Source organism: Streptomyces sp. NPDC001270 (genome assembly GCF_042896695.1).
Classification (GTDB): Bacteria; Actinomycetota; Actinomycetes; order Streptomycetales; family Streptomycetaceae; genus Streptomyces.
This window is the reverse complement of the sequence record NZ_JBIAXM010000064.1, coordinates 1-22,561: the sequence shown is the minus strand read 5'-3', so window position 1 is coordinate 22,561 and position 22,561 is coordinate 1. Positions and strand designations below refer to the sequence as shown.

Below are 22,561 nucleotides of genomic sequence, written 5' to 3'. Positions count from 1 at the left end.
TGCCGTTGCGAGGGTGTCCAGGTCTTTCGTCACACATCGACAATGGGCGCCCTCGCGCCATGCCCGCAGGCGAACCCTTGGACTCATTCATCTAGGGGCCATGATCACTCGCGCCAAAGCAGCTCCCGGCCAAAGTCGTTCCATCGACCGCGTGACCAGGTGCAAGGCCCCTGTGGCTGAGCCGTCTGTGGGCCGTGCGAGGGTGGCCAACGACGACAAGCGTCGACAGATGATGACAGCTAATTAGCAGGGGGGCACAAGTCATTCGTCCCACTGGTCGAGGAGGGCGTCGACCAGATCGGCGCTGGGCTCTGTGGCCCCATCGTGAAGGGATTGCTCGGTCCAGATGACCTTGCCGCGGGAGGTGTAGCGGGTGCCCCAGTGCCGGGCGTACTGGGCAACGAGGAACAGGCCGCGTCCCCCTTCGTCGGAAGTAGCGGCGCGGCGCAGGTGGGGGGAGGTGCTGGAACCATCGGCGACCTCGCAGATCAGGCTGAGGTCGCACACCATCCGCACTTTCATCGGTTGGGTGCCGTAGCGGATGGCGTTGGTGGTCAGCTCGCTGAGGATCAGCTCGGTGGAGAAGGCGATCTCCTCCAGTCCCCACCCCTCCAGCCGCTGCGCGCACTGGGTGCGTATGGGGGCGACGGCGGCAGGGTCGGACGGCACATCCCATTCGGCCACCTGCGCGGGGTCCAGAAGGCAGGTGCGGGCCACCAGCAGGGCGATGTCGTCGCTGGGGTGCTGGGGCAGCATGACGTCGAGGATGTGCCGGCAGGTTTCCTCCGGGGAGAGGTGCGGTTGACCGGTCAGCGCGGTGCGTAGGAGAGCAAGGCCGGTGTCGATGTCGCGAAGGTGGTACTCAATGAGCCCGTCCGTATAGAGGACGAGGCGGGAGCCCTCGGGCAGGTGGAGGTCGGTGGTTTCGAACGGCAGGCCGCTCCCTATGCCCAGGGGAGGGGAGGCAGGCACGTCGAGGAAAGTGACATTGCCGTCAGGATCGACGACGGCGGGTGGGGGGTGGCCCGCGCTGGCCAGGGCGCAGTGCCCGGTCACCGGGTCGTAAATGGCGTACAGGCAGGTGGTCCCGGTGATCAGCGCGTCATCACCGCCGGCCTCCTGCTGATCGATCCGGTCGACCAGCTCGTCGAGGTGCCACAGGAGATCATCGGGGGGCAGATCCAGAGTGGAGAAGTTGTGCACGGCGGTCCGCAGGCGACCCATGGTGGCGGCGGCGTGCACGCCGTGGCCGACGACGTCACCGACGACGAGGGCGACGCGCGCGCTGGACAAGGGGATCACGTCGAACCAATCGCCGCCCACCCCGGCCTCGGCGGGCAGATAGCGGTGGGCCACCTCGAGGGCATTCTGCTCGGGGAGGCCGTGCGGCAGGAGGCTGCGCTGCAGCATGACAGCCAAGCGCAGCTCGGTGGCATCGCGGACGGTCGCGACGCTGCCCGGGGGGCCTCCGTGCCGGTCGGTGGGCCGCTGACTGACCACCAATAGCCGATCCCCTGCCGCGTGCACCTCGTCGGTCGCTTCACGGCCAGACGTCAGGAGTTCGGCGATGCGTGGGGGGAGGTTGAGCTCGTCCGCATGCCGACTTTCCGCTGCAAGGGGGAGATCGAGTAGGCGCTGCGCCTCATCGTTGGCGAGGAGCAGCCGGGCGTCCTTGTCCACGATAAGGACGCCTTCCTTCACCGAATGCAGCACCGCGTCATGGTGCTCATACATCCGAGTGATCTCGGCCGGGCCGAGGCCACGGGTCTGGCGCCACAGCCGTCGGCTGAGCACCGCCGCACCACCCGTGGTGACGGCCACCGCGCCCGCGGTGACGCCGAGCACGGCCGGCAGCTGCGCGATGACCCTCTGACTGACGTGTTCGACGGTGACCCCGGCGCCGACCACGCCGACCACCGAGCCGGTGGGTCCCTTGACGGGGACATAGGCCCGGATCAGAGGCCCAAGATCGCCGACAGCCTCCTCCCTCACAGTCCGCCCGGCCAACAGGGGAGCCATGTCCGTGGAGGTGTGATTACCGGGGCCGTACCCGCCGGCAGAGGAGAGGGCTACGTAGGTTCCGTCCCGGTTCAGGACACCCACGTAGTCAACAGCGGAGCGCCCGTGGGCCTCCTGGACCCGCGGCTGCAACAACGCGGTGGGATGCCGGGACGCCAGGGATTCTGCGACTCCCGGAGAGCTGGCAAAGCCCTCCGCGACGGCCAGCGAACGACTGCCGGCCTCGCGGATGCTCTGGCGCTGGGTCGTCAGGAACAGCAGGACAACCCCTGCGATGGCAAGGAGGACCACGACCGCCAGCTGCAGCAGGAACATCTGGCCGACGACGCTTCGGCCACTCAGCAGCGAACGCGCGCCCTTTTGCCGCCGGCTCCGAGCGAACCTGTCCGAGGACCGAGCATCCCAGGCAGACCAGAGCCGGTCCAACACCGCCATATGATGATTATCCGCTCTTTCCGTGAATGATGGGCGGGGGTGTAGGGGCAGGCGTGCACCGGGTAGTAGACGCGCTCATCCGCCCAGCAGGTGGTCACGGTGACCACCCCACCGCCGATCTTCCCGACCGAGCCGACTCCTCCGCGAGTTGGCAGGCGTCGGCGACCTTCGCATCGCCGAGCTCGCCGAGGGCTGGAAGCGCATGCGCAGCGGAGATGGAGCAGATCAGACGCCCTGCTTGGACGAGACCGCATCAAGGCGGGCGCGCAGGGTGGCAGCGAAGTCCTCGGCACGCGTCAACTGGATACGCAGCTCTTCGATCTTGAGGCTGGCGTCCTGCTCGTAGCTCCTCACCCGCTCCAGGAGTGCCTCGCGCTCGGCACCGCCAGTGGAGTCCGCGCGGTCAAGGCGGTCGGTGACATCAAGGAGGTCACGCATCTGATCCAGGGTGAAACCGAGCGGCTTCATACGACGAATGACCATGAGACGCTGCACGTCGGACTCTGTATAAAGCCGGAAGCCGCCCTGGGACCGGGCGGAGGGAATGACCAGGCCGGTCTCCTCGTAGTGCCGGATGGTGCGCAGGGACAGTTCGGTCCGCGCGGCGACCTCGCCGATCTGCATGTGCTTGTCGTCCACGCCCGTGTCCCTGGCCCTTCCCGTTATGGCGGGCCGCGTCCCGTGCGACCCCACCGACCTCTACTCTAACGTTAGGGTAGAGTTGATGAAGATGAGGGCGGTCCGGCTGCCCCGCTGCTGCCGTTCCGGGGCCGATGGCGCCCCCGGCGAAGATCCGATTCTTGCAGGAGAGAGCGTGCGCGAGCCCATGACGCCGATCGCCGCCGCCTGCCCGCCGTGACCCTTCGCCCTCGGACGTGACCTGCCCGGCCGGGCACCGCCCAGGCCCCCGGCTCGCGTCCTTCACGAGTTCCCGGCCCGCCTCGGGCCGCCCGCGGGATGCCGGCCGGTCTCCCGCGCCTCCTCCCGCACGCCCCCGGCCCGTCCGGTGGTGTGCCCGAGCACGACAGGTACGCATCTCCTTGTCTTCTGCTGCTGTGACTCCCGCCGCGCGGCTGCGCGGCCTCAAGCCCGACTGGCTGAACAACCCCAAGGTCTGGCGCACCGAGGTCCTGGCCGGCCTGGTCGTCGCCCTAGCCCTGATCCCCGAGGCGATCTCGTTCTCGATCATCGCCGGGGTCGACCCGGCGATCGGCCTGTTCGCCTCCTTCACCATGGCCGTGGTCATCTCGATCGTCGGCGGACGCCGCGCGATGATCTCCGCTACCACCGGCGCCATCGCCCTGGTCATCGCCCCCCTGAACCACGAGTACGGCCTGGGCTACCTGATCGCCGGCGTCATCCTCGCCGGCGTCATCCAGGTGGTCCTGGGCGCGCTCGGGGTGGCGAAGCTGATGCGCTTTGTGCCGCGCTCGGTGATGGTCGGCTTCGTCAACGCCCTCGCGATCCTGATCTTCATGGCGCAGGTGCCCGAAATGCACGACGTGCCGTGGGCGGTGTACCCGCTGATCCTCGGCGGGCTCGCGCTGATGGTGTTCTTCCCGAGGGTCACCAAGGTGATCCCGGCGCCGCTCGTCTCGATCGTCATCCTCACCGTCATCACGGTCGCTGCCGGCATCGCGGTGCCGACCGTCGGCGACAAGGGCACCCTGCCGTCCTCACTGCCGGTACCGGGCCTGCCGGACGTGCCGTTCACCCTCGACACGCTGACGACGATCGCCCCGTACGCGTTCGCGATGGCGCTGGTCGGCCTGATGGAGTCGCTGATGACCGCCAAACTCGTCGACGACATCACCGACACCCACTCCTCCAAGACTCGCGAGTCCATCGGCCAGGGCATCGCCAACATCGTCACCGGCTGCTTCGGTGGCATGGGCGGCTGCGCCATGATCGGCCAGACGATGATCAACGTAAAGGTCTCCGGCGCCCGCACCCGCCTCTCCACCTTCCTGGCGGGTGTGTTCCTGATGGTGCTGTGCATCGCCTTCGGCCCCGTCGTCTCCGACATCCCCATGGCCGCCCTGGTCGCCGTCATGGTCATGGTGTCCTTCGCGACCTTCGACTGGCACTCCATCGCCCCCAAGACGCTCAAGCGGATGCCCGCCGGTGAGATCGCCGTCATGGCCATCACCGTGATCGTGGTGGTCGCCACCGACAACCTCGCCATCGGCGTCGTCGTCGGCTCCATCACCGCCATGGTCATCTTCGCCAAGCGCGTCGCCCACCTCGCCCGCGTCCACAGCGTCCTCGACCCCGACGGCACCACGGTCGTCTACCGGGTCACCGGCGAGCTGTTCTTCGCCTCATCCAACGACCTCGTCGGCCAGTTCGACTACGCCGGCGACCCCGACAAGATCGTCATCGACCTGTCCGAGGCCCACATCTGGGACGCCTCCTCCGTAGCCGCTCTCGACGCGATCGAGACCAAATACTCCCAGCGCGGCAAGACCGTGGAAATCACCGGCCTGAACGACCTGAGCGCGGATCTCCACGGCAAGCTCACCGGCGAACTCACCGGCAGCCACTGACCCCCGCGCCGCACGCCCACAGCACCGGACCCCGGCCGCCACCGGCCGAGGCCCTCTCGTCTCTTCCCGGCGCCCTACTCCGGCGAAGGGCCCCGGTAGGTGCCGAAGGTCCACAGGTTGCCCTCCGGGTCCTGCACCGTGCACACGTACGCCGCAGCCCCCGACCCGAACCGCGTCTCATGCGGCGCTTCGAGAACCTCACCACCGGCGTCAACCACCCGCCGGTGCACCGCGTCCACCTCGTCGCTCACCACGTAGACCGCGCTGGCGCCCGCCCGCATCCGCCCGTGCACGCTGTCCGTGTGCCTCGTCGAACCAAACACCAGCGCACCACCGCCAGGCCAGCGCAGCTCCGCGTGCCCGATCCCGCCCTGCTCGTCCGGCGCGGCGACTACTTCGGCGAACCCCAGCACGTCGACCAGGAAACGCAGCGCCACCCTGGTGTCGTCGTAGGGGTATCCGCTGCACGATCCCGGAGAAGCGCGACCAGATCGCCACCGCAAGAAGCGCGGTTCCCGTGGGGGCCGTCCGCCGAAGTTCGACCCGGCCGACTACAAGGGGCGCCACGCGGTTGAGTGCGGGATCAACCGCCTCAAGAGAAACCGAGCGGTGGCCACAAGGTACGACAAGTTGGCGGTCCGCTACGAGGCGACCGTGCTGGTCGCGGCCATCAACGAGTGGCTGTGACCAGCACTTGGAGTATTAGGCCGCCCTGACATCCATAAGTGACATCAACGGCGCCGGACGCCAGCACTCTTAGGCGGTCCGACATGGCCAGTGTGACCGAGTGGTTCCCTGGTGGTACCGAGGAGTGATCGAACTCCTAAAGCGGGTGTCGCAGGTTCGAATCCTGCCGGGGGCGCAGAGAAACAGCAGGTCAGAGCCTGTATCGACATGGGAAGGGCCCTCCGCGGGGATCACGGAGGGCCCTTCTCCTGTGTGCTGGGAACATTCTGGGAACGCGCCGTCTGGCAGCTCGCTCATCGGGAACATCGGGAACATCGGACTCGTCGGCGGAGGCGTCGGGCGCCTCCTGATCGTCGCCGGGAAGGTCGGGGTCAGACCCGGCCTCTTGCGAACTCCCGGTACGTGGGACGACCGCGAGGGCAGCATCCGCCTCGGCCTACATCGGCAGCGCCGCATCGCCCTGCCCACCGAGTGCGTCTACTCGCTCAAGAGTCACTGGGAACGCCAGCAAGACGAACGTCGAACCGTCGGGACGGGCTGGAGGGGCAGCGGGCTCGTCTCCACCACCCCGACCGGCGGCCCTCTCGACCCCGCCAACCTCACCCGTCACTTCGGCCGGCTCATCAGCCGGGCAGGCCCCCGCCGCATTCACTTCCACGACCTCCGACACTCGACCGCGGCCCTTCTCCTCGAACGCGACGCCCAGCAGACCACGTTCTCCGTCGATGGTGGTTTCGCCGGATACGTCAAAGAACGGCTCTCCGAGCCCATGGGCGTCCAAGGCCCTTACATTGCCGCCAGTTCGGCTATCCACAGACCGTGCCGCGGGCCCTTCGCCGTTCCAGGCGCCGTGCCACACGCGTGCCGCTACGTCCGCTCAGCACCCCCTCCGGAGGAGTCCGAAGCCGCTCCCCCAGCGCCCCCGATCATGGCCCCAAGCCAGTCGGGGATGACCTGGTCACGGTCGCTGGCCATGTGCTGATAACGGTACGACGCTGTCCCCAAGTTGGTAGCCGGAAGCGTGGCGCCTGCCGAAGTGCATCATTTCTGAGTGCGCAACCTGCCCCCGCTGCTCCCGGAGCCGGGCGGAAGGCGGGCGTACGAAAGGGTGGGGTCACACGGTGGTCATGAGGACTCTTGGGGCGGCAGGAGCGGGGGGCCCGCCGCGGTCGGAGGTCCGGCGGGCGACGGGCCGCGCGGCGGTCACACGCATTGTGCCGTCTCGCCCGGATGCGTCCGGTCGACCTGCGGCCTGCTGGCCTCCAGCCAGGAGCGGAGCGGGCCGGAGCCCCGCTCGGGGTCGAGCGTGAGGTGCAGACGCGTCCCTCTCCCCGACGAGAACGCCGGGTAACTGCGTTGCTCGCCCCCGGCGAACAGCAGCCGGAGAGCGTCCGCGACGTGCCGGGCCGCTTCGGCGTCCGTGGAGACGATGCGGACCTCGACCCTGCCCTCGGTGGGAGGGGCATCTGGAGCGTCCACGGTCAGTGATGAGTACGGTGAGTGCAGGGATTCGGTGGTCATCGGGGAACCTGTCCCGGGCCGGAAACAGCCCGTGTGGCGTCACGCGGCTCCAACCGTGCCGCGCGCCGAGGACGAGACCAGCCATGCCACCGGTGTACGAAGTACCCTCGACTGTCTCCACCCTACTCCTGGCACCCTCGGCGCAGCCGCTTCCGGTGGCGGGCGACGTACGGTTGAGGTACCGAGGGCATCACGCACTCCGGCCGCCACGCCGGGGTCGTCCCCGGCGAGAGACGGACCCCGGGCCGTCCCAGTGGTCGGCGCGGAGACGGGTCGGCATCATGTCCGCCGCGATCGAAGCAACCCCGCGGGGGCTCGTCCTGGCTGGGGCCGCGCTGAGTTCCCGCGCTGGTCCACGCCCCGGCCGCGGGGAAGTGTGATGGCCTTTTCCCGGCTGGACATCCGTCGGCGAAACCGCGGGGAGCGGACGCTCGTCACACTCGCCGGTGACATCGGACCGGCCACGACGCCGCTGCTGCGGGCCGCACTGGAGCAGTGTTTGCTGGACGGTGTCACCGTGATCGACATCGACCTGACCACGGTCGGCGCCTGCGACGCCAGGGGCCTGGACGTCCTCCTGTCGGCGTCACGGCGGGCCGGCCGGGTTCATGCCTCCCTGCGGCTGCACCACCCGTGCGCGCAGATCACCCAGCTCCTCGCTGTCACCGGATCTGCTTCGCTGCTCCTTGCGGCTCCTGTGAGCCCCGTGCCGCCCGCCGTACCCGGCGACCTCATGAGTACCGCGACGGGGATGCCCGAGGACCCCGTTCGTCGGGCGGACCAGCCGGTCCTCAAGGACGCGATCCGCCTTCGCCGGCTGACCCGCTGGCAGGTCGAAGGCATGCGCGAGGACATCGCGGACCTGGCTGCGGAGTCCGTCGCGGGCACCCCCGGCGAGGCTTACCACGACCGTGGAGACTTCCTGCGCCGCTTGGCGGTCATGGCCCACCGCCCCGGCTTCGCGCTGCTGGTCGCCGAGACTACGGTGCTGGTCGGTTGCGCCTTCGGTTTTCCGGTGGCCCCTGACGGCTCCGGCCGGCGGGGGTTCGACGGAACGCTCCAGGAGACCATCCAGCGGTTCACCTCCCGCGCGCGGTTCGTGGTCCTCACCCAGGTCGTGGCCCATCCGCACGCTCAGCACCGCGATATCGCCCGCCGCCTGCAACAGCGTCTGCTCACAGACCTGCACTCCTCCCTCGGGGTCACCCTGCTGCACCCTGCCGACCTGGCAGGACAAGCCGCCTTCTCGTCCTGGGGCTGGCAGAACATGGGTGAGGTCGTCGGGCTGCCCGGCCCCGTCGCCCCCTGCGTGTTGAGCCTGCCCGCCGAAGGGCTGTCCCCGGTACGCCGATGATGTGACGGAGGGGCGATGAGCCGGCGTTCGTGCCGGTCGCGGCGGTCACGCCACCCGTCGTCTGCCGTACGGATATATCTCCGCGCTCCGGCTGTGCGCCGCGCCGTCCGCCACGGCCGGAGTAGCCTGGCACGTACCGAGAGCTTTTCGGGCGCACGACCACGGCGGCGCCGTTCCCGGCGAGTGACAGACACCGGCAGCCGGAGGCCGCCTGGGACGGGATCGCACTATGGACGCCATCACCAAGCCCTCCGAAGGTCCGGCACCAGGTGACGGACACACCTACCGGATGCCCTTGCCCCGGCTGCGACTCACGCGGGACGCGAGCCACGGCCCGCTGGACGGGGCGTGGTGGCCGCGCTGCGCCGAACTGGAACTGGAGCTGCCCGCGCTGGTCGGCTCCTTGGATCCGGGCGTCGGCACCGTCACCCATGTCACCGTGGGGACCGCCGCCTGGCCGGATGCCCCGCAGAAGGTGATGGCGCCCGGGCATGTGATCGAGGTGGTCCTGACCGACCTCGCCGCCGAGGCGCATGCCATCACCGTGGACTGCGGCACCGTGGGGCGCTGGGAACTGCTGGTGATCCCACCGGACGAGCCGGCCGGAACGGCTGCCGAGCTGCTGATCGCTGCCGCCGCCCCCGGGAACTCGCTGTCGGCTCCGCGCCTGCTCGCACTCGCCGAGTGCGGCCCCGACGGCCAGGACACATGGGAGTCGGAAGGAGGAGCCGGACTCAGATGAGGAGCCCCATCCGGTCGGGCCCACATGCCCGGCCGATCCGGGCGTCTACGACCCCTCGATGGAGCGATGACACCGGCAGACCCTGCGTCGTCCCAGCCCGCCCCCTGGCCGGCCCGGCCCGTGGCGGGTGAGTGGATGACGACCGGACGGTGCGCGGACCGCTCCGAGAGCTTCGGGGAAGCTCTGCTGGGCGAGGTCCTCGATCGCGCGCACGAACTGCCGCCCCATCTCATCGGGCCCTTGGTCGCCGACGTAATGGAGCGCCTCGGGGGCCGCCGGCCGCAGGTGCTGCTGCAGGACTACGGACAACTGCTGCTGGTACCCCTGCCCGGCGACGGCCTCACGGAGGGCGAACCGCAGGTGATCGACGACTCCGAGGCGGGCCGCTGTTTTCTCGACGCTCACCCCGTCGAGCTGCCCGAAGACGACGGCGTGCGGGTCCACCTGCCGCTGCTGGACGGCGGAGACCAGGTCGGGGTCATGGCAGTGACGTTGGACGGCGTCGATGACCACGACCGCCGTATCCTGCGCAGGATCGCCGGCCTGGTGGCCGACCTGCTGGTGACCAAGCACGGCTACTCCGACCTTTTCTTCGGTGTCCGACGCGGTGAACCGATGAGCGTCGCCGCGGAGATCCAGTGGTCCCTGCTGCCACCGCTGGCGATGATCATGCCTCGGGTCGCCGTGGCCGGGATCCTGGAACCCGCCTATGACGTGGCGGGGGACAGCTTCGACTACGCCCTCAACGGAGACGTCCTGCACGTGGCCATGATCGACGCGATGGGCCACGGCCTGGACGCGGCCACGATGGCCACCGTGGCCATCGGTGCCTACCGCCACGCCCGCCGCGCCGGCACCGGGCTGCCGGAGATCTACGACTTCATGGACCGCGCCGTGGCGGACCAGTTCGGCCCCGAGCACTTCGTGACCGCGCAGATGCTGCAGTTGGACACCACGACGGGACATCTTCAGTGGGTCAACGCCGGGCACCCGTCACCGATGGTCGTCCGTGATCATCGTGTGGCCCTCCGGCTGACCGGTCCGACGACCCTCCCTGTCGGCTTCGGCGGTCCCGAGCCGCAACTGTGCGAGATGAAGCTGGAGCCCGGGGACCGTCTCCTCTGCTTCACCGACGGATTGATCGAGGAACACGCGACGGGTGAAGATCAGTTCGGAGAGGGTCAGCTGATCGGCTGGGTGAACCAGTTGGAGAGATCCGGCCGCGGGATCCGGACGGTGGCGCGCTCCTTGTCCCACGCGCTCAAGCGGGCGCGGGGCGGACACACCACGGACGACGCGACGCTGCTCCTGGTGGAGTGGCGCGGCTGACCTCACCGGTGTCGTCCGGTGTCGCTCCGCCGCCCACGGCACGCTCTCAGTCCGGCGGCACCTGTGCGCTTCCGGTGTCGATGAGAATCTGTTCCGCCCGGGTGACGTTGTCGGCCCGGACGGCCTGAGCCATCGCGGCACGGGCGGCCTCGGGTGCCGTGTCCGGCGGAACCACCAGCAACGAGAAGATGTCCTGATCGCCGCGAGTGATCAGGACGGTGTCGTCGCCCACCGGAAAAGAGTCGATGCGCACCACCCGGTCCTCGACGACGATCCGCGTCGGGAGCCCTTCCCAGGCCGTGGCGTCCAGCCCGACGCGTGTGACGGGGCCGAGGTGGCCGACGAGGGCGCTCAGCAGCGCGGGCAGCTCGGCACCGATGTCGCGCGACCGCGGCCACCACGCACCGTCGAGGACACCCTCGCGTGCCTCCGTGGTCTCCAGCCGGAGCAGCGCACACCCCGGCTGCACGGCTTCGTGAACACCACTGGGCAGATGCCGGGAAACAGGCCGCGCATCGGAGCCGGTCATGAGGATCACCCGTCTTCGGGAATCGGTGCGATCACGGGACTCGCCTCGCCGTCTCCACGCTACTCCTCGTACCACGGCGAATCCGTTCTGGCAGGCCGGCTGCCCGGGGACAGGATGAACGTGAGAAGGGCCCGGCCCTCCTGTGGGGAGATCACGGAGGAGGGCCCTTCTCCTGGGTGCTGGGAACCTTCTGGGAACGCGCCGTCAGGCGGCCCTCCCGTCGGGAACATCGGGCCCCTCGGTCTCGTCGGCGGGGGCGTCGGGCGCCTCCTGCTCGTCGCCCGGGAGTTCGGGGTCGGTCTGGGCCTTTTCCGGGCTCTCGGCCCGTGGGACGACGGCAAGGGCTGCATCCGCCTCGGCCCTCTCGAACTGCGGCAGCACTGACGTGTACGTGTCGGCCGTCAGTGAGTAGCTGCTGTGGCCGAGGAGAGTCTGGATCTTCTTCATGTGGATGCCGGCGGCCAGGGAGAGCGTCGCTGCGCAGTGGCGGAGATCGTGAAGCCGGACGGGCGGCAGGTACGTGCGTTCCTGGCTGCAGAAGGTGCCTCGCGATGCCCCGGTCTGCTCCTTCCCTTCCTTCTACGGAGGCGGGTACGAGAGGCTGTACGAGCCGCTGAACACCCACTTCAACTGGGACGCCCCCGAGTACGAGCCCCTGTCCGACGCCGACGTGGTCGACGTCCTCGGCGCGATCACGGACCGGCCGTACTGGCTGACCGCTTCCAACCACGACGTGCCCGAGTTGCACCCCTACCTGCGCGGCGTCATCAAGGCCACCCCGCGCGCAGCCCCGTTCTATGTCTACGCCTCCATCGCGCCGACGCGGATCGTCGCCCCACGTCAGCCGATCGAGCCGGTCAAGGCACCGCGACTGAGAGCCGGTGACGTGCTGGTCGGCCCGCTCAAACTCGCTCTGCTCAAGTCCGGTCAGTTCAACGCGCTGCGCTCTCGGTATCTCAACCCGCGCATCGCGCCCGGCGCAGCTGACCTCGCGGTGGCGGTCAAGGACGGGAAGGACCGGGTGCTCGGCGTTTTCGCGATGGCCCCGAGCAGCTACACCCCGGACGAGGCATACCTCCTCTCTGACTTCGCTGTCGCACCGACGGACTACCCGCGGCTGTCGAAGCTGATCGTGCTCGCCGCCACCAGCACCGAGGCCCAACTGCTGTGCCAGCGGGCGTACTCGCGCCGGATACGGGCGGTGTCCACGACGGCGTTCAGCAACAACCCGGTGTCGATGAAGTACCGCGGGCTGCTGCGGCTGACCAAACGCGGCCCATCGAATGAGGACTGCTGGCAGTACCAGCTCCAGTACCAGGGCCTGATGGGCGGGCACACGCTCTCCGAAGCCCTTCAATTGTGGGCGAAGCGATGGGGCGCCCGTGCCACGACGACGAAGACGGGAGTCTGACCATGAAGGAGACCAGCCGGCTCGCCCCGCCTCAGATGGTGCAGGGCGACCCGCACACGCTCACCCTGCTGGACGTGAACGCCCGGTTCCTGCCGCACGAGCAGTTCCGGCAACTCGTTGCCAACATCGAGCGGGACGGCCACCTGACCTCGACCCCGCTGGTGTGGAACGACCGTGACACGGGGCGGCTGGTGGTGCTGTCGGGTAACCACCGGACCCTGGCCGCGATCGAGGCCGGCCTGTCGTCGATCTGGTGGATGCAGATAGACGAGCCACTGCCCCGGCAGCGGCAGATCGCGCTCCAGCTGTCGCACAACGCCATTGCCGGACAGGACGATCCGGCGATCCTGAAGGAACTGTACGACGAGCTGGAGTCGGTGGAGTGGCGCCAGTACACGGGCCTGGACGACAAGGCACTGGATCTTCTGGAGAAGGTCGACGTCACCTCACTGGGCGAGGCCAACCTTGACTTCGCCAGCGTGCAGTTCATGTTCCTGCCCGACGAACTGGAGCGTGCGGAGGCCGCGTTCGACGCAGCCCGGTCGACCGCGACCGCAGACCGCCGATGGGTTGCAGGGCTGGAGCAGTATGAGCTGGTGCTTGATGCGCTGGAGACCTCACGGGCCGCGTACAAGATCGGCAACAGTGCCACGGCGCTCGGTGTGATCCTCTCCGTGTTCGAACGGCACCTGGGGGAGTTGGCCGAGGGCTGGTGCGACGCGGCCACAGGGAAGGCGAACCGGGAGGGGACGGCGCCACTGGAGGCTGTGTTCGGCATTCGGGAGATCTCGGTGGAGACCGCGACTGCTGTACGAGCTGCGATCGACCGCATGGTGCAGGACGGTACTGTGCCCGAGAATGAGCCGTGGCGCGTGCTGGATGTGCTCACGGCTCAGGACAAGCGACACCTCCCCCCGCGACACCTCCCCCCGCGGTGACGCAGTCTCCAGCCCCGAACGGGCAGGGGGAACCGTGGAGCTTCAGAACTCGTAACACGAGGTCCTGGCGCACATCTCCCCGGCCCGCAGCTCGGCCGTGAACTACTACGGGTCCGTCACCGTCGACTACGAACACGAACTCGCCCAGCTCGACGACAAGGGGGACCGGCCACTGCGGACTGTGGACACCGACGATCCCGGAGCCGGGCTGTAGTGGGCGTTAACGAACGTGTCAGGAGCCCCGAGCGGGCAGGAGGTTGGTCAGCCGGGTGATCGCGGGGGCACCATGAGAGGTTGAGACGGGAACGGTCGGTCTCCTCCTACTCCGCGCGGTGCGGCTTGTGGCGGACGGACTTCAGGCGGACCTCGGTGGGCATGTCAGGGATGCCTGTGGACCGACGAGCGGTGCGCAGCGGGCCGTCGCAGAGGGCAGCGAGAGTGGTACCGGGCGCGCCCTCGGGGGTGAGGGTGAGCCTGACGCGGGCGCGGGGATGGGCGGGTCGGCCGGTGATGCGTACGGCCGCGTGCTCGACCCCCGGCAGGGCACCGGCTTCGGCCGCGATCGCGTCGCTGAGCGCGCGGTCGCGCAGTTCGACGCCCTCCTGCGGTGGTGTGCCGCCGACGGGCAGTGAGCCGGGGCGGCGTCGGCTCAGCTGGGCGAGCAGCCACCACAGGGCGAGCAGGGCGGTGAGGACGAGGGCGGCGATGACCGCGGGCCACCACCACCAGCCCTGGCTGCTCCAGCGTGCCCGGTCGGCGGAGCCGAGCAGGACGTCGGCCGGCGTGGTCAGGGGCCAGCCGGCGGGCGGGACCAGATCGTGCCGCCGGTAGAGGTCGAGCCCGGCGAAGAGGACCAGCAGTCCGCCGCCGAGCAGGACCATCCCGGTGAGGGCCAGCAGACTGCGGTTGAGTGCGGGTCGCGGCGTCATGGCGGGCTCCCGGTGGTGCGGTTGTCGGTCAGTGGGTGCGTTGCCGCACCCGTACGACGATGCGTGGAGGACGAGCGAGGGCCAGCCGGTCACGCTCCTCGTCGAGGACGGCGGTGAGGTCGTCCTTCACCTGCTGGGGGTCGCGGAAGCGGACCTCCGCGCGGGCTTTGACGCGGTGACGGCGCGCCAGGACGTGCGTCGCGCCGACTCCGGGGACCCGCATCGCGGCGTCACGCAGCAGGCCGGCGGCACCGTCGCAGTCAAGGGAGGCCCGCAGCCGGGGGCAGTCGGCGGGGGCGCGCAGGGGGAGCCAGCGGCGTTGACCGGGGGTGAGGGCCAGGACGATCAGCCAGACGCCGACGGCGGCGGCCACGGCGGCTCCCGTGAGCATCCACACGTCGTCCACCGGGCGGGTGGCCAGTTCGTCGGCCAGGTGCCGTCGCCAGGCCGCCGCCGGGCGTCCCGCCCGCACGGCGATGACGTCGACCAGCGCCGCGACCGCCGCCACGAGGATCACCGAGGCGACCAGCGCTGCCGAGATGCGGCGCGCGGACCATGGCCGGTGGGTTCGGTGCCCGCTGTCGCGATCACCGACCCTGCGATCACGGCCGGACACGTCACGTTCGGGTGGATCGGGCTCCTTTGTCAGCGGCACCGTGGCGCGGTGAGCGGACGGCGCAGAGCTGCGGCCGGGAGGACCGGGGTCGGGTGTCATGGGGTGCCCCTTTCTGCGCGGCGTGCCCGGCGCTCAGGCCGCCGCGTGGCCGTTCACCGGACCCGCCCCCGGCTGGTGTCGGCGGCGGTCACCAGCTGCCGGACGGTGAGGGTGACCTCTCCCACCCGCAAGCCGGTCAGCTGGGCCACCCGTTCGGCGACGTCCTGCTGGATCCGCTCACAGACATGGGGGATGTCGGTGGGGTAGGGCAGGTCCAGGGCCAGATGCAGGCGCACCGATCCGGTACGGACGGCGGCGGAGGCGCTGGGTGCCGTCGGCCCGCCCCGGTCCGGCGGTACGGCGGCACGCCGGGACTGGGCCGTGCGTGCCGCTTGCGTGGCGATACGGGCGACCACTCTGTCCGGGATGACAGTAGCGCCCCGCTCGGCCGGGGGCGGCAGGCCGGTGGTCGGCGCCGGTGGGCCGGACGCCTCGCCGGGGGAACCGGGCCGGGTCCTCACCGCCGCCTCCGAGTCGGGACGTCGAGATCGCCCTGCACGACGAGGCCGACGATCAGCCCCGCCGTACCCAGGACCAGAACGAGCAGAAATGCCCAGAAGCCGCCGAAATACCCGGCGAAACCAAGGGCCATGCCCGCCACGAGGCCCGTCGTTGCTGCGTTCATCATGCACTCACCCGTCTCGCGCAGGTACGTCACCGTGTGCGCGATCTCCCGTGCCCGTGCAGGGCGCGGCGGTGGATCACCTCACGCGGCCCTCGTCCGGTTCGGCTTCCTCCTCCTCGTCGGGGAGATGGACGTCGTCGACCGCGATGTTCACCTCGACGACCTCCAGGCTCGTCATCCGCTCCACGGCGCTGATGACATTGGTGCGCACGCCGCCTGCGACGTCGACGATGGGGACGCCGTACTCGACGACGACGTCCAGGTCCACGGCGGCCTGGCGCTCGCCGACCTCGACCTTCACTCCGCGCGTGACGCCTCCGCCTCCGCCGGGGACGCGTTCCCGCATGGCGCCGAAGGCGCGGGCCATCCCCGCTCCCAGGTTGTAGATGCCCGGTACCTCGCGGGCGGCCATGCCGGCGATCTTGGCCACCACGCCGTCCGCGATGGTGGTCTTCCCCCGTGTCTCGGCCGGAGCTCCGGCTCCGGTCCGGCCCTTCAGCGCGCTCACGCCGGTGTAGGGCTGGCTGCCCCCGCCGACGCTGGTCATGTTGTCCGTCATGGCGGTCGCCTCGATCGGTCGGCCGGACACCGGAGTGGCGCCCGTTGCACATTCGACGTACGGGGCGGCGCACTCCTCACGCTCATGATGTGTGACATGCATCACAGTCCCGTGTGGGGGGTACCCGCTTGTCCGAGCCTGCGTGGGAGCGTCATGACCGAACGCACTGCTTCCCCACGACTGGGAGGCGACCTGCCAGACCGCCTGCTGGCCGTACGGGCGGCCGAGGGAGACGACGACTCCTTCGCCGTGCTCGTCCAGCGGCACAGCCGGTCCCTCCTGGCCCTGGCCCGCTGCATGCTGGGCAACCCCCAGGACGCCGAAGAGGCCGTTCAGGACGCCTTCGTCAGCGCCTGGAGGCGACTGCCGGAATACCGCCACAGCGCGGAGTTCCGCACCTGGATGTACCGGATCACCGTCAACCGCTGCCTGACCATGCGCCGCCGCCGACCGCCGCCCCTCCCCCTGGACACCGTCGCCGAACCCGCGACGGTCGATGCATGGAGCCAGCCGGCCCGGACCGCCGAGCAAAACTCGGCCACGGCCGCCCTGTCCCGCGCGCTCGCCGAGCTGGAGGCCGAACAGCGGGTCTGCTGGATCCTGCGGGAGGTGCAGGACCTGCCCTACAAGGAGATAGCCCACGTGACGCGGACCAGCGAGCAGACGGTACGCGGCAGACTGTTCAGGGCACGCCGATCCCTGCAGGAGGCGATGGGCCCATGGCGCTAGACGACCCGCACACGCGGCCTTCCGAACCGCCCGGAGCCGACCGGCCCCGCGACGGCTCAGCCGCCGCCGACATGCCCCCGTTCGCAGGCGATGAGGTACTGCCCTGCGGCCGCCTGCTCAGCCGGGTCTGGGAACAGGCGCAGGACGCGGCACCGGCCGCGGACCCGCACACGGTGTCCTGTCCTCACTGCCGCGAGGCCGTCGAGGGACTGGCCACGGTGAACGCGGCCACCCGGGCGCTGCGCGCCGAGGACCCTCCCGGCCTGCACGCACTCGCCGAACGCGTCATGAACGTCGTCAGGGCAGAGATCCGGCTCGGGCGGCTGCTGCCCCTGGCCGACCCGGACCTCGAACTTCGGATCGCCGAAAGCGCCGCGGCGAAGGTACTGAGGCAGGCCGCGGACACAGTTCCCGGTGTCAAGGCGGCTGCGGCCTGCCGGCTCGTACCCGAGGGCAACGGCACCGACGTGCGGGTGACCATGACCCTGGCCGCCGCCCTCGACCGCCCGCTGCCCGACCGGGTCCATCAGGTACGCCGATCGGTCCTCCACTCGGCCGGACAGGACCTGGGGCTCGCCGTGACGGCCGTCGACATCACCGTGGTCGACGTACTGGAGCCGGGGCCAACCCTCGGCCCCCGCCTCCCGACGGGCGGTGGCGCGTGATGACCGCCACCGGCACCACCGCGCTCCTCAGCGTCGCGGCCGAGGCCGCCCTCGCGGTCCCCGGCGTAACCGGCCTGCAACCCCGCCTCGCCCACCGCCTCGCGGCAGCCGCCGCGCCCACCCGGGCGGACACAACCACGCCTCACCGCACGCCGCCCGAGGCCGGCATCCGTGCCGACCGGGCACCGGACGGTTCGGGATGGCACATCGAGGTGCGCTGCGTCCTGGCCAAGGGCCGGCGGGCGCTGGACATCGCCCGGGACGTCCACGACCAGGTGGGTGCCGCCCTTGTCTCCCACCTCGCCGCCCTCGGTGCCGCGGAGCCGGTCACCGTCTCGGTCACGGTGACCGGTATCGCCGCCCGGCACGACGCGGCATGAGCCGCGGCGCGCGCACAGGCCCCGCGAACCGTCGCTCCTTCGCCTCCTGCGCCGACTGCGGCGGCGGGCGGCCAGGGCCTCGTATTCCGTGCGACCCATCGCTCTGCGTCGGTCTGTCGGGCCCCGACGAGGAGTACCCCGGCTTCCATGCTGACGTCGTTCTCGGCGATTCACGACAAGCGGGTCGGCCACGACCGGCCCGGGGTTGGGCCGGCGTCATGATCGCGACCATTGTTGACGCCTGCGGTAGAAGACCGGATCCCTTCTTCGTCGCCCCTCCGACTCGTCCTGGCACCCCTCGGCACCGCTCCGGCACTGATCGACGGTGCCTGGTGGTCCCGCTCCCGCGACCTGACTGCGGAGCTTCCGGCGCTCATCGAGGTCCCCGACCCGCTGTGGGGGCGGATCACCCGAGTAAGGGCGAACCCCACGTTCTGGCCGGTCATCCCGCGAAAGGTGCCCGTCCAAGGGCACGTGGTGCACGTAGGCTTCCCGGAGATGGTCTACGGGCGGCGGGTGAAGGAGTGCAGCCGGTCGACCTCGGTGAAGCTGGCCCGGTCGTACATGCCGTTGGCGGCGGTGCGGTCCCGTTCCGGGCCCCCGGCGGGTGCGTCGTCGTCGACGGACAGGATCGCCTCGACCGCACCCAGGCCCTTAAGCAGGTCCAGGGCGCTGCCGAGCAGCGCCAAGCCCAGGCCCCGCCCCCGGGCGGCCTGGGCGACGCCGATCCACCACAGCACCCCGATGCCGACGAGAGGTCGGCCGATGGTGGCCTCCGCCAGGAGTTCCCCGCCTTCACGGACTTCCAGGCGCTTGCCCGGCGGGTCCTCGCAGTCGGTGACGGTGCAGTGCGCGACGTGCGGCAGGCCGGTGATCGGGAGGTCCGCGCGCATGTAACGCCACAGGTCACGGCCGGCGAAACCGGCACCCTCAAGGGCCACCTGGGTGGCCGGGCGGTGGCGGGCTGGCAGGCCCTCCAGGCCGAGGGGCGGACGGCGTCGCGGGGATGCGGGCGCGCAGGCATGGACTCGCTCGGTGCTCATACGGACTCGGCACCCACATGATTACCAGCGGCCATGCCTGTTCTGTGCCCTGGGGACCTGCTGACAGATGGTGACAAGACGTCACACACCAGGCTCGGCAGGCGAACCGCCCACCTGGAGACTTCTCAAAGACCCCGGGCGTGACCAGTACGACGATTTCGCCGTTCGTGAGGCGTGGGGAACCGGACGCGGATCGTGGAGGATGAACTGTGGGCGCTGATCGAGCCGTTGCTGCCGGTCTGGCCCCGGAAGGCCCCCGGCCCGAAGCCAGTGGATGACCGGCTGTGCATGCACGGCATCCTGTACGTGCTCGACAACGACGTCAGCTGGCAACTGCTGCCGCTGGCGCTGGGATTCCTTTTCCGGGCAGACCTGCTGGCGACGGCCGGGCCTGTGGCGTGAGGCCGGCGGCCCGCGCCGACGCCGTGTTCCGGTCGGAGCGGCTGTCTCAGCGTGGTGGCCGATCAGCTGTGCGGCGAGCGGACGGCGCGTCACCGATGCTTAGCGCGCCGGAGGGGAGACCGGTGTCCCCGCGGCATGGCATGCGACTCGGTGCACACCCTTGCGACCGCCGTCATCAGGTGCCGTTGCAGGGGCCCAGCCAGGGGGGCACCGCCCACCGTGGTCACCACCTCGCCGGCCACACGATGCAGCTTCGTGTTCGTGTTCTGGGAGGCGTCGACCAGCACTTGCCAGGCTTCGTCGGCGCTCAGGGCGAAAGAGGCCATGAGTATGCCGCGGGCCAGGTCGATGGCGGGCCGGGTCTGCAGGGCACGCCGCAGCTGTACCACCTCGACGCGCAGGTCTTCGTCGACGGTCTTCGGCCGCGGGCGGCTTGTCGACGGAACCGAGACGTCTATTTCGGCAGTCGGCCGGCGGCAGAAGAGAGCGCGGGTGTCGGTGAGAGCCAGAACCCGTTCGATGGCGGGGCCGACGGCGACAATTGTGATCGACTTGTCCCGTGACTGCGCATCATGGCGGGCATTGAGCAGGATATTCAGCGTGGAGCAGTCGCAGCGGTCCACCTCGGAGAGGTCGAGTTCGACGTGGGTGGCCGAACTGTTCAGCGCGCCGGTCAGAGCGTGCTGGAGGTATCGGCAGGAGTCTAGGGTGAGGTCGCCGCTCACCGTGACGAGCATGTGTTCGCCCTCCGCGCGGGGCTCGATGACCGGGTCGTGCGGTGGCGTGCGATGCAGGTCTGCGCGGGTCATGTCGACCCGAACCGTGGACCGCTTCTCGTGCACAGGTTCCGGCATGATTGCCCCTCTGCGTGGAACCCGTCAGTTGTCACTTCAAGCTGACCTTGTCCACAGGCCGTACGTCAAGAGTTACACGAAACCAAGTTCGCTCTTTTGGAAACATGAATTCACGAACATAAGGTTGCGTTATGGATGGAGCGCCTGAGTCGCACTACGGTTGGACGTTCGTGACCAATCACGCCCGAGTGCTGGCCGTTATCGCCGACAAACGCAACGTGCGCATCCGCGACATCGCCCTGCATTGCCGACTCACGGAAAGAGCTGTGCAAAAAATCATCTCCGATCTGGAGGAGGACGGTTATCTCTCGCACAGCCGGAAGGGGCGCGGAAACGTCTACCTGGTCGATTCGAGCAAGGTCCTTCGACACCCGGCCGAAGCGGGCTTGACCGTCGCCGCACTGCTGTCGTTGCTCGTCCGGGACGAAGCGGACCGCAATCGTGTCCTCCAGGATGCGCGGCGGAGGTAGTGAGGGTGATGTCGGTCGTCCGGGGCCTGTTGCGCAGTCGGCTGGCGTCTTGAGCCGCAAGGGCAGGCGGGCCGCCCGCCGCTGTTCGCGCGCCACGTGCGGAACGGTCGGCGAGTGGCGCTGTGAGCTGTACTGCGTCCGGTTCCATCAGCCACCGCGGCCGGCCAACACCTCCTGCGCCGCGGTGCCGTGCAACGCGTCCACCGTCTTCATCTGCGCCGTCGCCCGGTCAAGGAGCCGGTGCAGCCGCGCTTCGTTCGGCCCTCCGGCCACCGGGAGCAGGGCCTGCCACAACTGCTGCTTTCCCTGTATGCCCATGCGCAGGGACTCCAACTCGATCAAGGTGCTCAGTCCGGAGCGCCGCCAGAAACGGCCGTTTGGCTTCAGCCGGGAGATCTTCTCCGCGGCCCACCCGCCGTACACCTTGTGTCGTCTCGGCGGCACGTGCAGCGACTGCATCAGCGCAAGCAGGCTCAGCCGGTCCTGGGAGACGTCCTCGGCCAAGTGCCTGAAGTCACCCTCCGTGGCCGAGGACTTGTGCTCCCGTGCCATGCGCCACGCCAGATCCTCCCCGAAGGTGGCACCGGCGAGGTGATCATTGAGGTAGATGCTCAGTGCTTTGTATTCCATGATCCTTCTCCGGTCCGGTGATCGTGGAGGGCCTGCGTCCACTGCCGCCGCCCTCACAGGGCGGGGCTGAGGCCGCCGGCCCGGATTCAGACGTCGCAGGGGCGCCGAAACGGGCTGATGAACCGCAACGGGCTCCGAGTACCCGTTGCGGCCATCTCCAGGAGGGGTGGAGCACGGGGAGGACTTCTCCCGGTCCTCCCCGGCGGACGATGCTCAGAGGGTGGTACGACCAGGAGGTACCACCGTGTTGACAGGTCTGAGGGCGGTGGCGCGCCCGGGACCGTATGTGCCGTCCTGCTCCGGCGACTCGGAACGCCCCGCTTCAGTGGGCGGCTGCTTTCCGGCGGCTTCGAGTGCGCCCGCGGATGACCCACCACTGGCCGACGAAGGCAAACCTGGTCCGTTGGTTTCTGCATGAGACTGCGGTCGGGGCTGGGTGAGCCAGGCCACGGCTGCGCCTGTGACGGCGACGGGCCATTCGACCACTCCGGCCACCGCGAGCACCCCGGCCCCGGTGTAGACCGCCAGTCTCCGCCCGCGGGGCGACACCACTCCGATCTTGTCCAGCATGTCCTGGCCTGCCCTGGACACTGTCCCGGCGCCGGGCACGCTTCGTACCGCTGAGGCTGCCGTCCGCAGGGGCGCGGTAAGCATCGAGGACGATCTGTGCTCAACCATGACCTGGCCTCTCTTCCTCGCACTGGTGGCTTGCCTTTGCCCTGCCGAGTGCCCGTTGCCGCGCAGGCCATCCCGCTGGCTGCGCTCTCAGGTGTCAATTTCTCGGCCCGCGTTGTCGTCACGGCGGCGGCGGACGTTGGGCGCCCCACCTGTGCATCGGCGGCCCTCGCCCGGCTACGGGCCTTCCGGTCGGCATCCGCCACCGATCCCGAGCCGATTCATCATCCGTCTCTGCATGGCGCCGGGGGGGCGCCCGCCCGGGGGGGGCGGGGGGCCGGGGGGTGGGGGGGGCCCCCCCGCGGGTTGGGCCCCGGGCCCCCGCCGACCCGCCTCGGGGTTTTTAGGGTTTTTTTGTTTGTGGATGGGTAATA

26 protein-coding genes and 2 pseudogenes are annotated in these 22,561 nt (G+C 69.7%); 13 read left to right on the top strand and 15 right to left on the bottom strand.

All coding sequences use genetic code 11. The annotated features are described in order from the left end of the window. Window positions 1-261: 261 nt before the first annotated feature. The gene (locus ACFY2B_RS44575) at window positions 262-2,454 is read right to left on the bottom strand and encodes a SpoIIE family protein phosphatase (RefSeq protein WP_390768781.1); all 2,193 of its coding nucleotides are present in this window, start codon (window positions 2,452-2,454) and stop codon (window positions 262-264) included. A 225-nt stretch (window positions 2,455-2,679) separates the two neighbouring features. Next, window positions 2,680-3,093, bottom strand: coding sequence for a MerR family transcriptional regulator (locus ACFY2B_RS44570; protein ID WP_390768780.1), 414 nt, complete (start codon window positions 3,091-3,093; stop codon window positions 2,680-2,682). Between the two features lie 401 nt (window positions 3,094-3,494). On the opposite strand from ACFY2B_RS44570, the gene ACFY2B_RS44565 reads away from it, so the two are divergent. Further along, window positions 3,495-5,000, top strand: a complete 1,506-nt coding sequence (locus ACFY2B_RS44565) for a SulP family inorganic anion transporter (protein ID WP_390768779.1) — start codon at window positions 3,495-3,497, stop codon at window positions 4,998-5,000. 74 nt (window positions 5,001-5,074) lie between these two features. Here ACFY2B_RS44565 and ACFY2B_RS44560 read toward each other — a convergent pair whose 3' ends face one another. Then, on the bottom strand, window positions 5,075-5,437 hold the full coding sequence (locus ACFY2B_RS44560) for a VOC family protein (protein WP_390768778.1): 363 nt from the start codon (window positions 5,435-5,437) through the stop codon (window positions 5,075-5,077). Window positions 5,438-5,445: 8 nt separating this feature from the next. On the opposite strand from ACFY2B_RS44560, the pseudogene ACFY2B_RS44555 reads away from it, so the two are divergent. Beyond that, window positions 5,446-5,687, top strand: a pseudogene (locus ACFY2B_RS44555) (IS5/IS1182 family transposase); the annotation flags it as partial. A 436-nt stretch (window positions 5,688-6,123) separates the two neighbouring features. On the opposite strand, the gene ACFY2B_RS44550 reads toward ACFY2B_RS44555, so the two are convergent. Then, entirely contained in the window at window positions 6,124-6,468 is a 345-nt protein-coding gene (locus ACFY2B_RS44550; protein WP_390768777.1) for a hypothetical protein, read from the bottom strand. A gap of 422 nt (window positions 6,469-6,890) precedes the next feature. Then, entirely contained in the window at window positions 6,891-7,208 is a 318-nt protein-coding gene (locus tag ACFY2B_RS44545; protein ID WP_390768776.1) for a hypothetical protein, read from the bottom strand. A gap of 379 nt (window positions 7,209-7,587) precedes the next feature. Between ACFY2B_RS44545 and ACFY2B_RS44540 the strand changes: the two genes are divergently transcribed. The 3 genes from ACFY2B_RS44540 (at window position 7,588) to ACFY2B_RS44530 (ending at window position 10,633) form a co-directional block, all read left to right on the top strand. Beyond that, complete coding sequence (locus tag ACFY2B_RS44540; RefSeq protein ID WP_390768775.1) at window positions 7,588-8,562, top strand: STAS domain-containing protein; 975 nt, start codon at window positions 7,588-7,590, stop codon at window positions 8,560-8,562. 229 nt (window positions 8,563-8,791) lie between these two features. Continuing rightward, the gene (locus ACFY2B_RS44535) at window positions 8,792-9,304 is read left to right on the top strand and encodes a DUF5994 family protein (protein ID WP_376534303.1); all 513 of its coding nucleotides are present in this window, start codon (window positions 8,792-8,794) and stop codon (window positions 9,302-9,304) included. A 135-nt stretch (window positions 9,305-9,439) separates the two neighbouring features. Continuing rightward, on the top strand, window positions 9,440-10,633 hold the full coding sequence (locus tag ACFY2B_RS44530) for a PP2C family protein-serine/threonine phosphatase (protein WP_390768774.1): 1,194 nt from the start codon (window positions 9,440-9,442) through the stop codon (window positions 10,631-10,633). 46 nt (window positions 10,634-10,679) lie between these two features. On the opposite strand, the gene ACFY2B_RS44525 is transcribed toward ACFY2B_RS44530, so the two are convergent. Both ACFY2B_RS44525 and ACFY2B_RS44520 read right to left on the bottom strand, forming a co-directional pair. Next, on the bottom strand, window positions 10,680-11,162 hold the full coding sequence (locus ACFY2B_RS44525) for a DUF5994 family protein (protein ID WP_390768773.1): 483 nt from the start codon (window positions 11,160-11,162) through the stop codon (window positions 10,680-10,682). A 204-nt stretch (window positions 11,163-11,366) separates the two neighbouring features. Next, the gene (locus ACFY2B_RS44520) at window positions 11,367-11,678 is read right to left on the bottom strand and encodes a tyrosine-type recombinase/integrase (RefSeq protein WP_390768782.1); all 312 of its coding nucleotides are present in this window, start codon (window positions 11,676-11,678) and stop codon (window positions 11,367-11,369) included. A 4-nt stretch (window positions 11,679-11,682) separates the two neighbouring features. Here ACFY2B_RS44520 and ACFY2B_RS44515 point away from each other — a divergent pair, with 4 nt between their 5' ends. Beyond that, window positions 11,683-12,573, top strand: coding sequence for a hypothetical protein (locus ACFY2B_RS44515; protein WP_390768772.1), 891 nt, complete (start codon window positions 11,683-11,685; stop codon window positions 12,571-12,573). 2 nt (window positions 12,574-12,575) lie between these two features. Then, window positions 12,576-13,511, top strand: a complete 936-nt coding sequence (locus ACFY2B_RS44510) for a ParB N-terminal domain-containing protein (RefSeq protein WP_390768771.1) — start codon at window positions 12,576-12,578, stop codon at window positions 13,509-13,511. 320 nt (window positions 13,512-13,831) lie between these two features. Here ACFY2B_RS44510 and ACFY2B_RS44505 read toward each other — a convergent pair whose 3' ends face one another. From ACFY2B_RS44505 to ACFY2B_RS44485, 5 genes are all read right to left on the bottom strand, one after another. After that, window positions 13,832-14,440 (bottom strand): alkaline shock response membrane anchor protein AmaP, encoded by a 609-nt coding sequence (locus ACFY2B_RS44505; protein WP_390768770.1) that lies wholly within the window; start codon window positions 14,438-14,440, stop codon window positions 13,832-13,834. A gap of 28 nt (window positions 14,441-14,468) precedes the next feature. Continuing rightward, the gene (locus tag ACFY2B_RS44500; RefSeq protein WP_390768769.1) at window positions 14,469-15,095 is read right to left on the bottom strand and encodes a DUF6286 domain-containing protein; all 627 of its coding nucleotides are present in this window, start codon (window positions 15,093-15,095) and stop codon (window positions 14,469-14,471) included. A 113-nt stretch (window positions 15,096-15,208) separates the two neighbouring features. After that, window positions 15,209-15,616, bottom strand: coding sequence for an Asp23/Gls24 family envelope stress response protein (locus ACFY2B_RS44495; RefSeq protein ID WP_390768768.1), 408 nt, complete (start codon window positions 15,614-15,616; stop codon window positions 15,209-15,211). Then, on the bottom strand, window positions 15,613-15,813 hold the full coding sequence (locus ACFY2B_RS44490) for a hypothetical protein (protein ID WP_390768767.1): 201 nt from the start codon (window positions 15,811-15,813) through the stop codon (window positions 15,613-15,615). Before ACFY2B_RS44490 ends, ACFY2B_RS44495 begins: the two co-directional genes overlap by 4 nt. A 43-nt stretch (window positions 15,814-15,856) precedes the next feature. Further along, the gene (locus ACFY2B_RS44485; RefSeq protein WP_390768766.1) at window positions 15,857-16,339 is read right to left on the bottom strand and encodes an Asp23/Gls24 family envelope stress response protein; all 483 of its coding nucleotides are present in this window, start codon (window positions 16,337-16,339) and stop codon (window positions 15,857-15,859) included. Window positions 16,340-16,492: 153 nt separating this feature from the next. Here ACFY2B_RS44485 and ACFY2B_RS44480 point away from each other — a divergent pair, with 153 nt between their 5' ends. From ACFY2B_RS44480 to ACFY2B_RS44465, 4 genes and pseudogenes are all read left to right on the top strand, one after another. Continuing rightward, window positions 16,493-17,068: an RNA polymerase sigma factor gene (locus tag ACFY2B_RS44480; protein ID WP_390768765.1), complete on the top strand. Its 576-nt coding sequence runs from the start codon at window positions 16,493-16,495 to the stop codon at window positions 17,066-17,068. Further along, window positions 17,059-17,733 carry a hypothetical protein gene (locus tag ACFY2B_RS44475; protein WP_390768764.1) on the top strand — a complete coding sequence of 225 codons (675 nt, stop codon included), beginning with the start codon at window positions 17,059-17,061 and terminating at the stop codon, window positions 17,731-17,733. The genes ACFY2B_RS44480 and ACFY2B_RS44475 overlap by 10 nt, the downstream gene beginning before the upstream one ends. Beyond that, window positions 17,733-18,113 (top strand): hypothetical protein, encoded by a 381-nt coding sequence (locus ACFY2B_RS44470; protein ID WP_390768763.1) that lies wholly within the window; start codon window positions 17,733-17,735, stop codon window positions 18,111-18,113. The genes ACFY2B_RS44475 and ACFY2B_RS44470 overlap by 1 nt, the downstream gene beginning before the upstream one ends. A gap of 231 nt (window positions 18,114-18,344) precedes the next feature. Next, window positions 18,345-18,603 (top strand): annotated as a pseudogene (locus ACFY2B_RS44465) (DUF5994 family protein); the annotation flags it as partial. A 13-nt stretch (window positions 18,604-18,616) separates the two neighbouring features. On the opposite strand, the gene ACFY2B_RS44460 reads toward ACFY2B_RS44465, so the two are convergent. Further along, window positions 18,617-19,156 (bottom strand): GNAT family N-acetyltransferase, encoded by a 540-nt coding sequence (locus tag ACFY2B_RS44460; RefSeq protein WP_390768762.1) that lies wholly within the window; start codon window positions 19,154-19,156, stop codon window positions 18,617-18,619. 195 nt (window positions 19,157-19,351) lie between these two features. Here ACFY2B_RS44460 and ACFY2B_RS44455 point away from each other — a divergent pair, with 195 nt between their 5' ends. Beyond that, window positions 19,352-19,558 (top strand): transposase, encoded by a 207-nt coding sequence (locus ACFY2B_RS44455; RefSeq protein WP_390768761.1) that lies wholly within the window; start codon window positions 19,352-19,354, stop codon window positions 19,556-19,558. A gap of 89 nt (window positions 19,559-19,647) precedes the next feature. Here ACFY2B_RS44455 and ACFY2B_RS44450 read toward each other — a convergent pair whose 3' ends face one another. Beyond that, on the bottom strand, window positions 19,648-20,412 hold the full coding sequence (locus ACFY2B_RS44450) for an STAS domain-containing protein (RefSeq protein WP_390768760.1): 765 nt from the start codon (window positions 20,410-20,412) through the stop codon (window positions 19,648-19,650). 131 nt (window positions 20,413-20,543) lie between these two features. Between ACFY2B_RS44450 and ACFY2B_RS44445 the strand changes: the two genes are divergently transcribed. Then, window positions 20,544-20,882, top strand: coding sequence for an ArsR family transcriptional regulator (locus tag ACFY2B_RS44445; protein WP_390768759.1), 339 nt, complete (start codon window positions 20,544-20,546; stop codon window positions 20,880-20,882). A 147-nt stretch (window positions 20,883-21,029) separates the two neighbouring features. Here ACFY2B_RS44445 and ACFY2B_RS44440 read toward each other — a convergent pair whose 3' ends face one another. Beyond that, window positions 21,030-21,512: a hypothetical protein gene (locus ACFY2B_RS44440; RefSeq protein ID WP_390768758.1), complete on the bottom strand. Its 483-nt coding sequence runs from the start codon at window positions 21,510-21,512 to the stop codon at window positions 21,030-21,032. Window positions 21,513-22,561 lie beyond the last annotated feature (1,049 nt).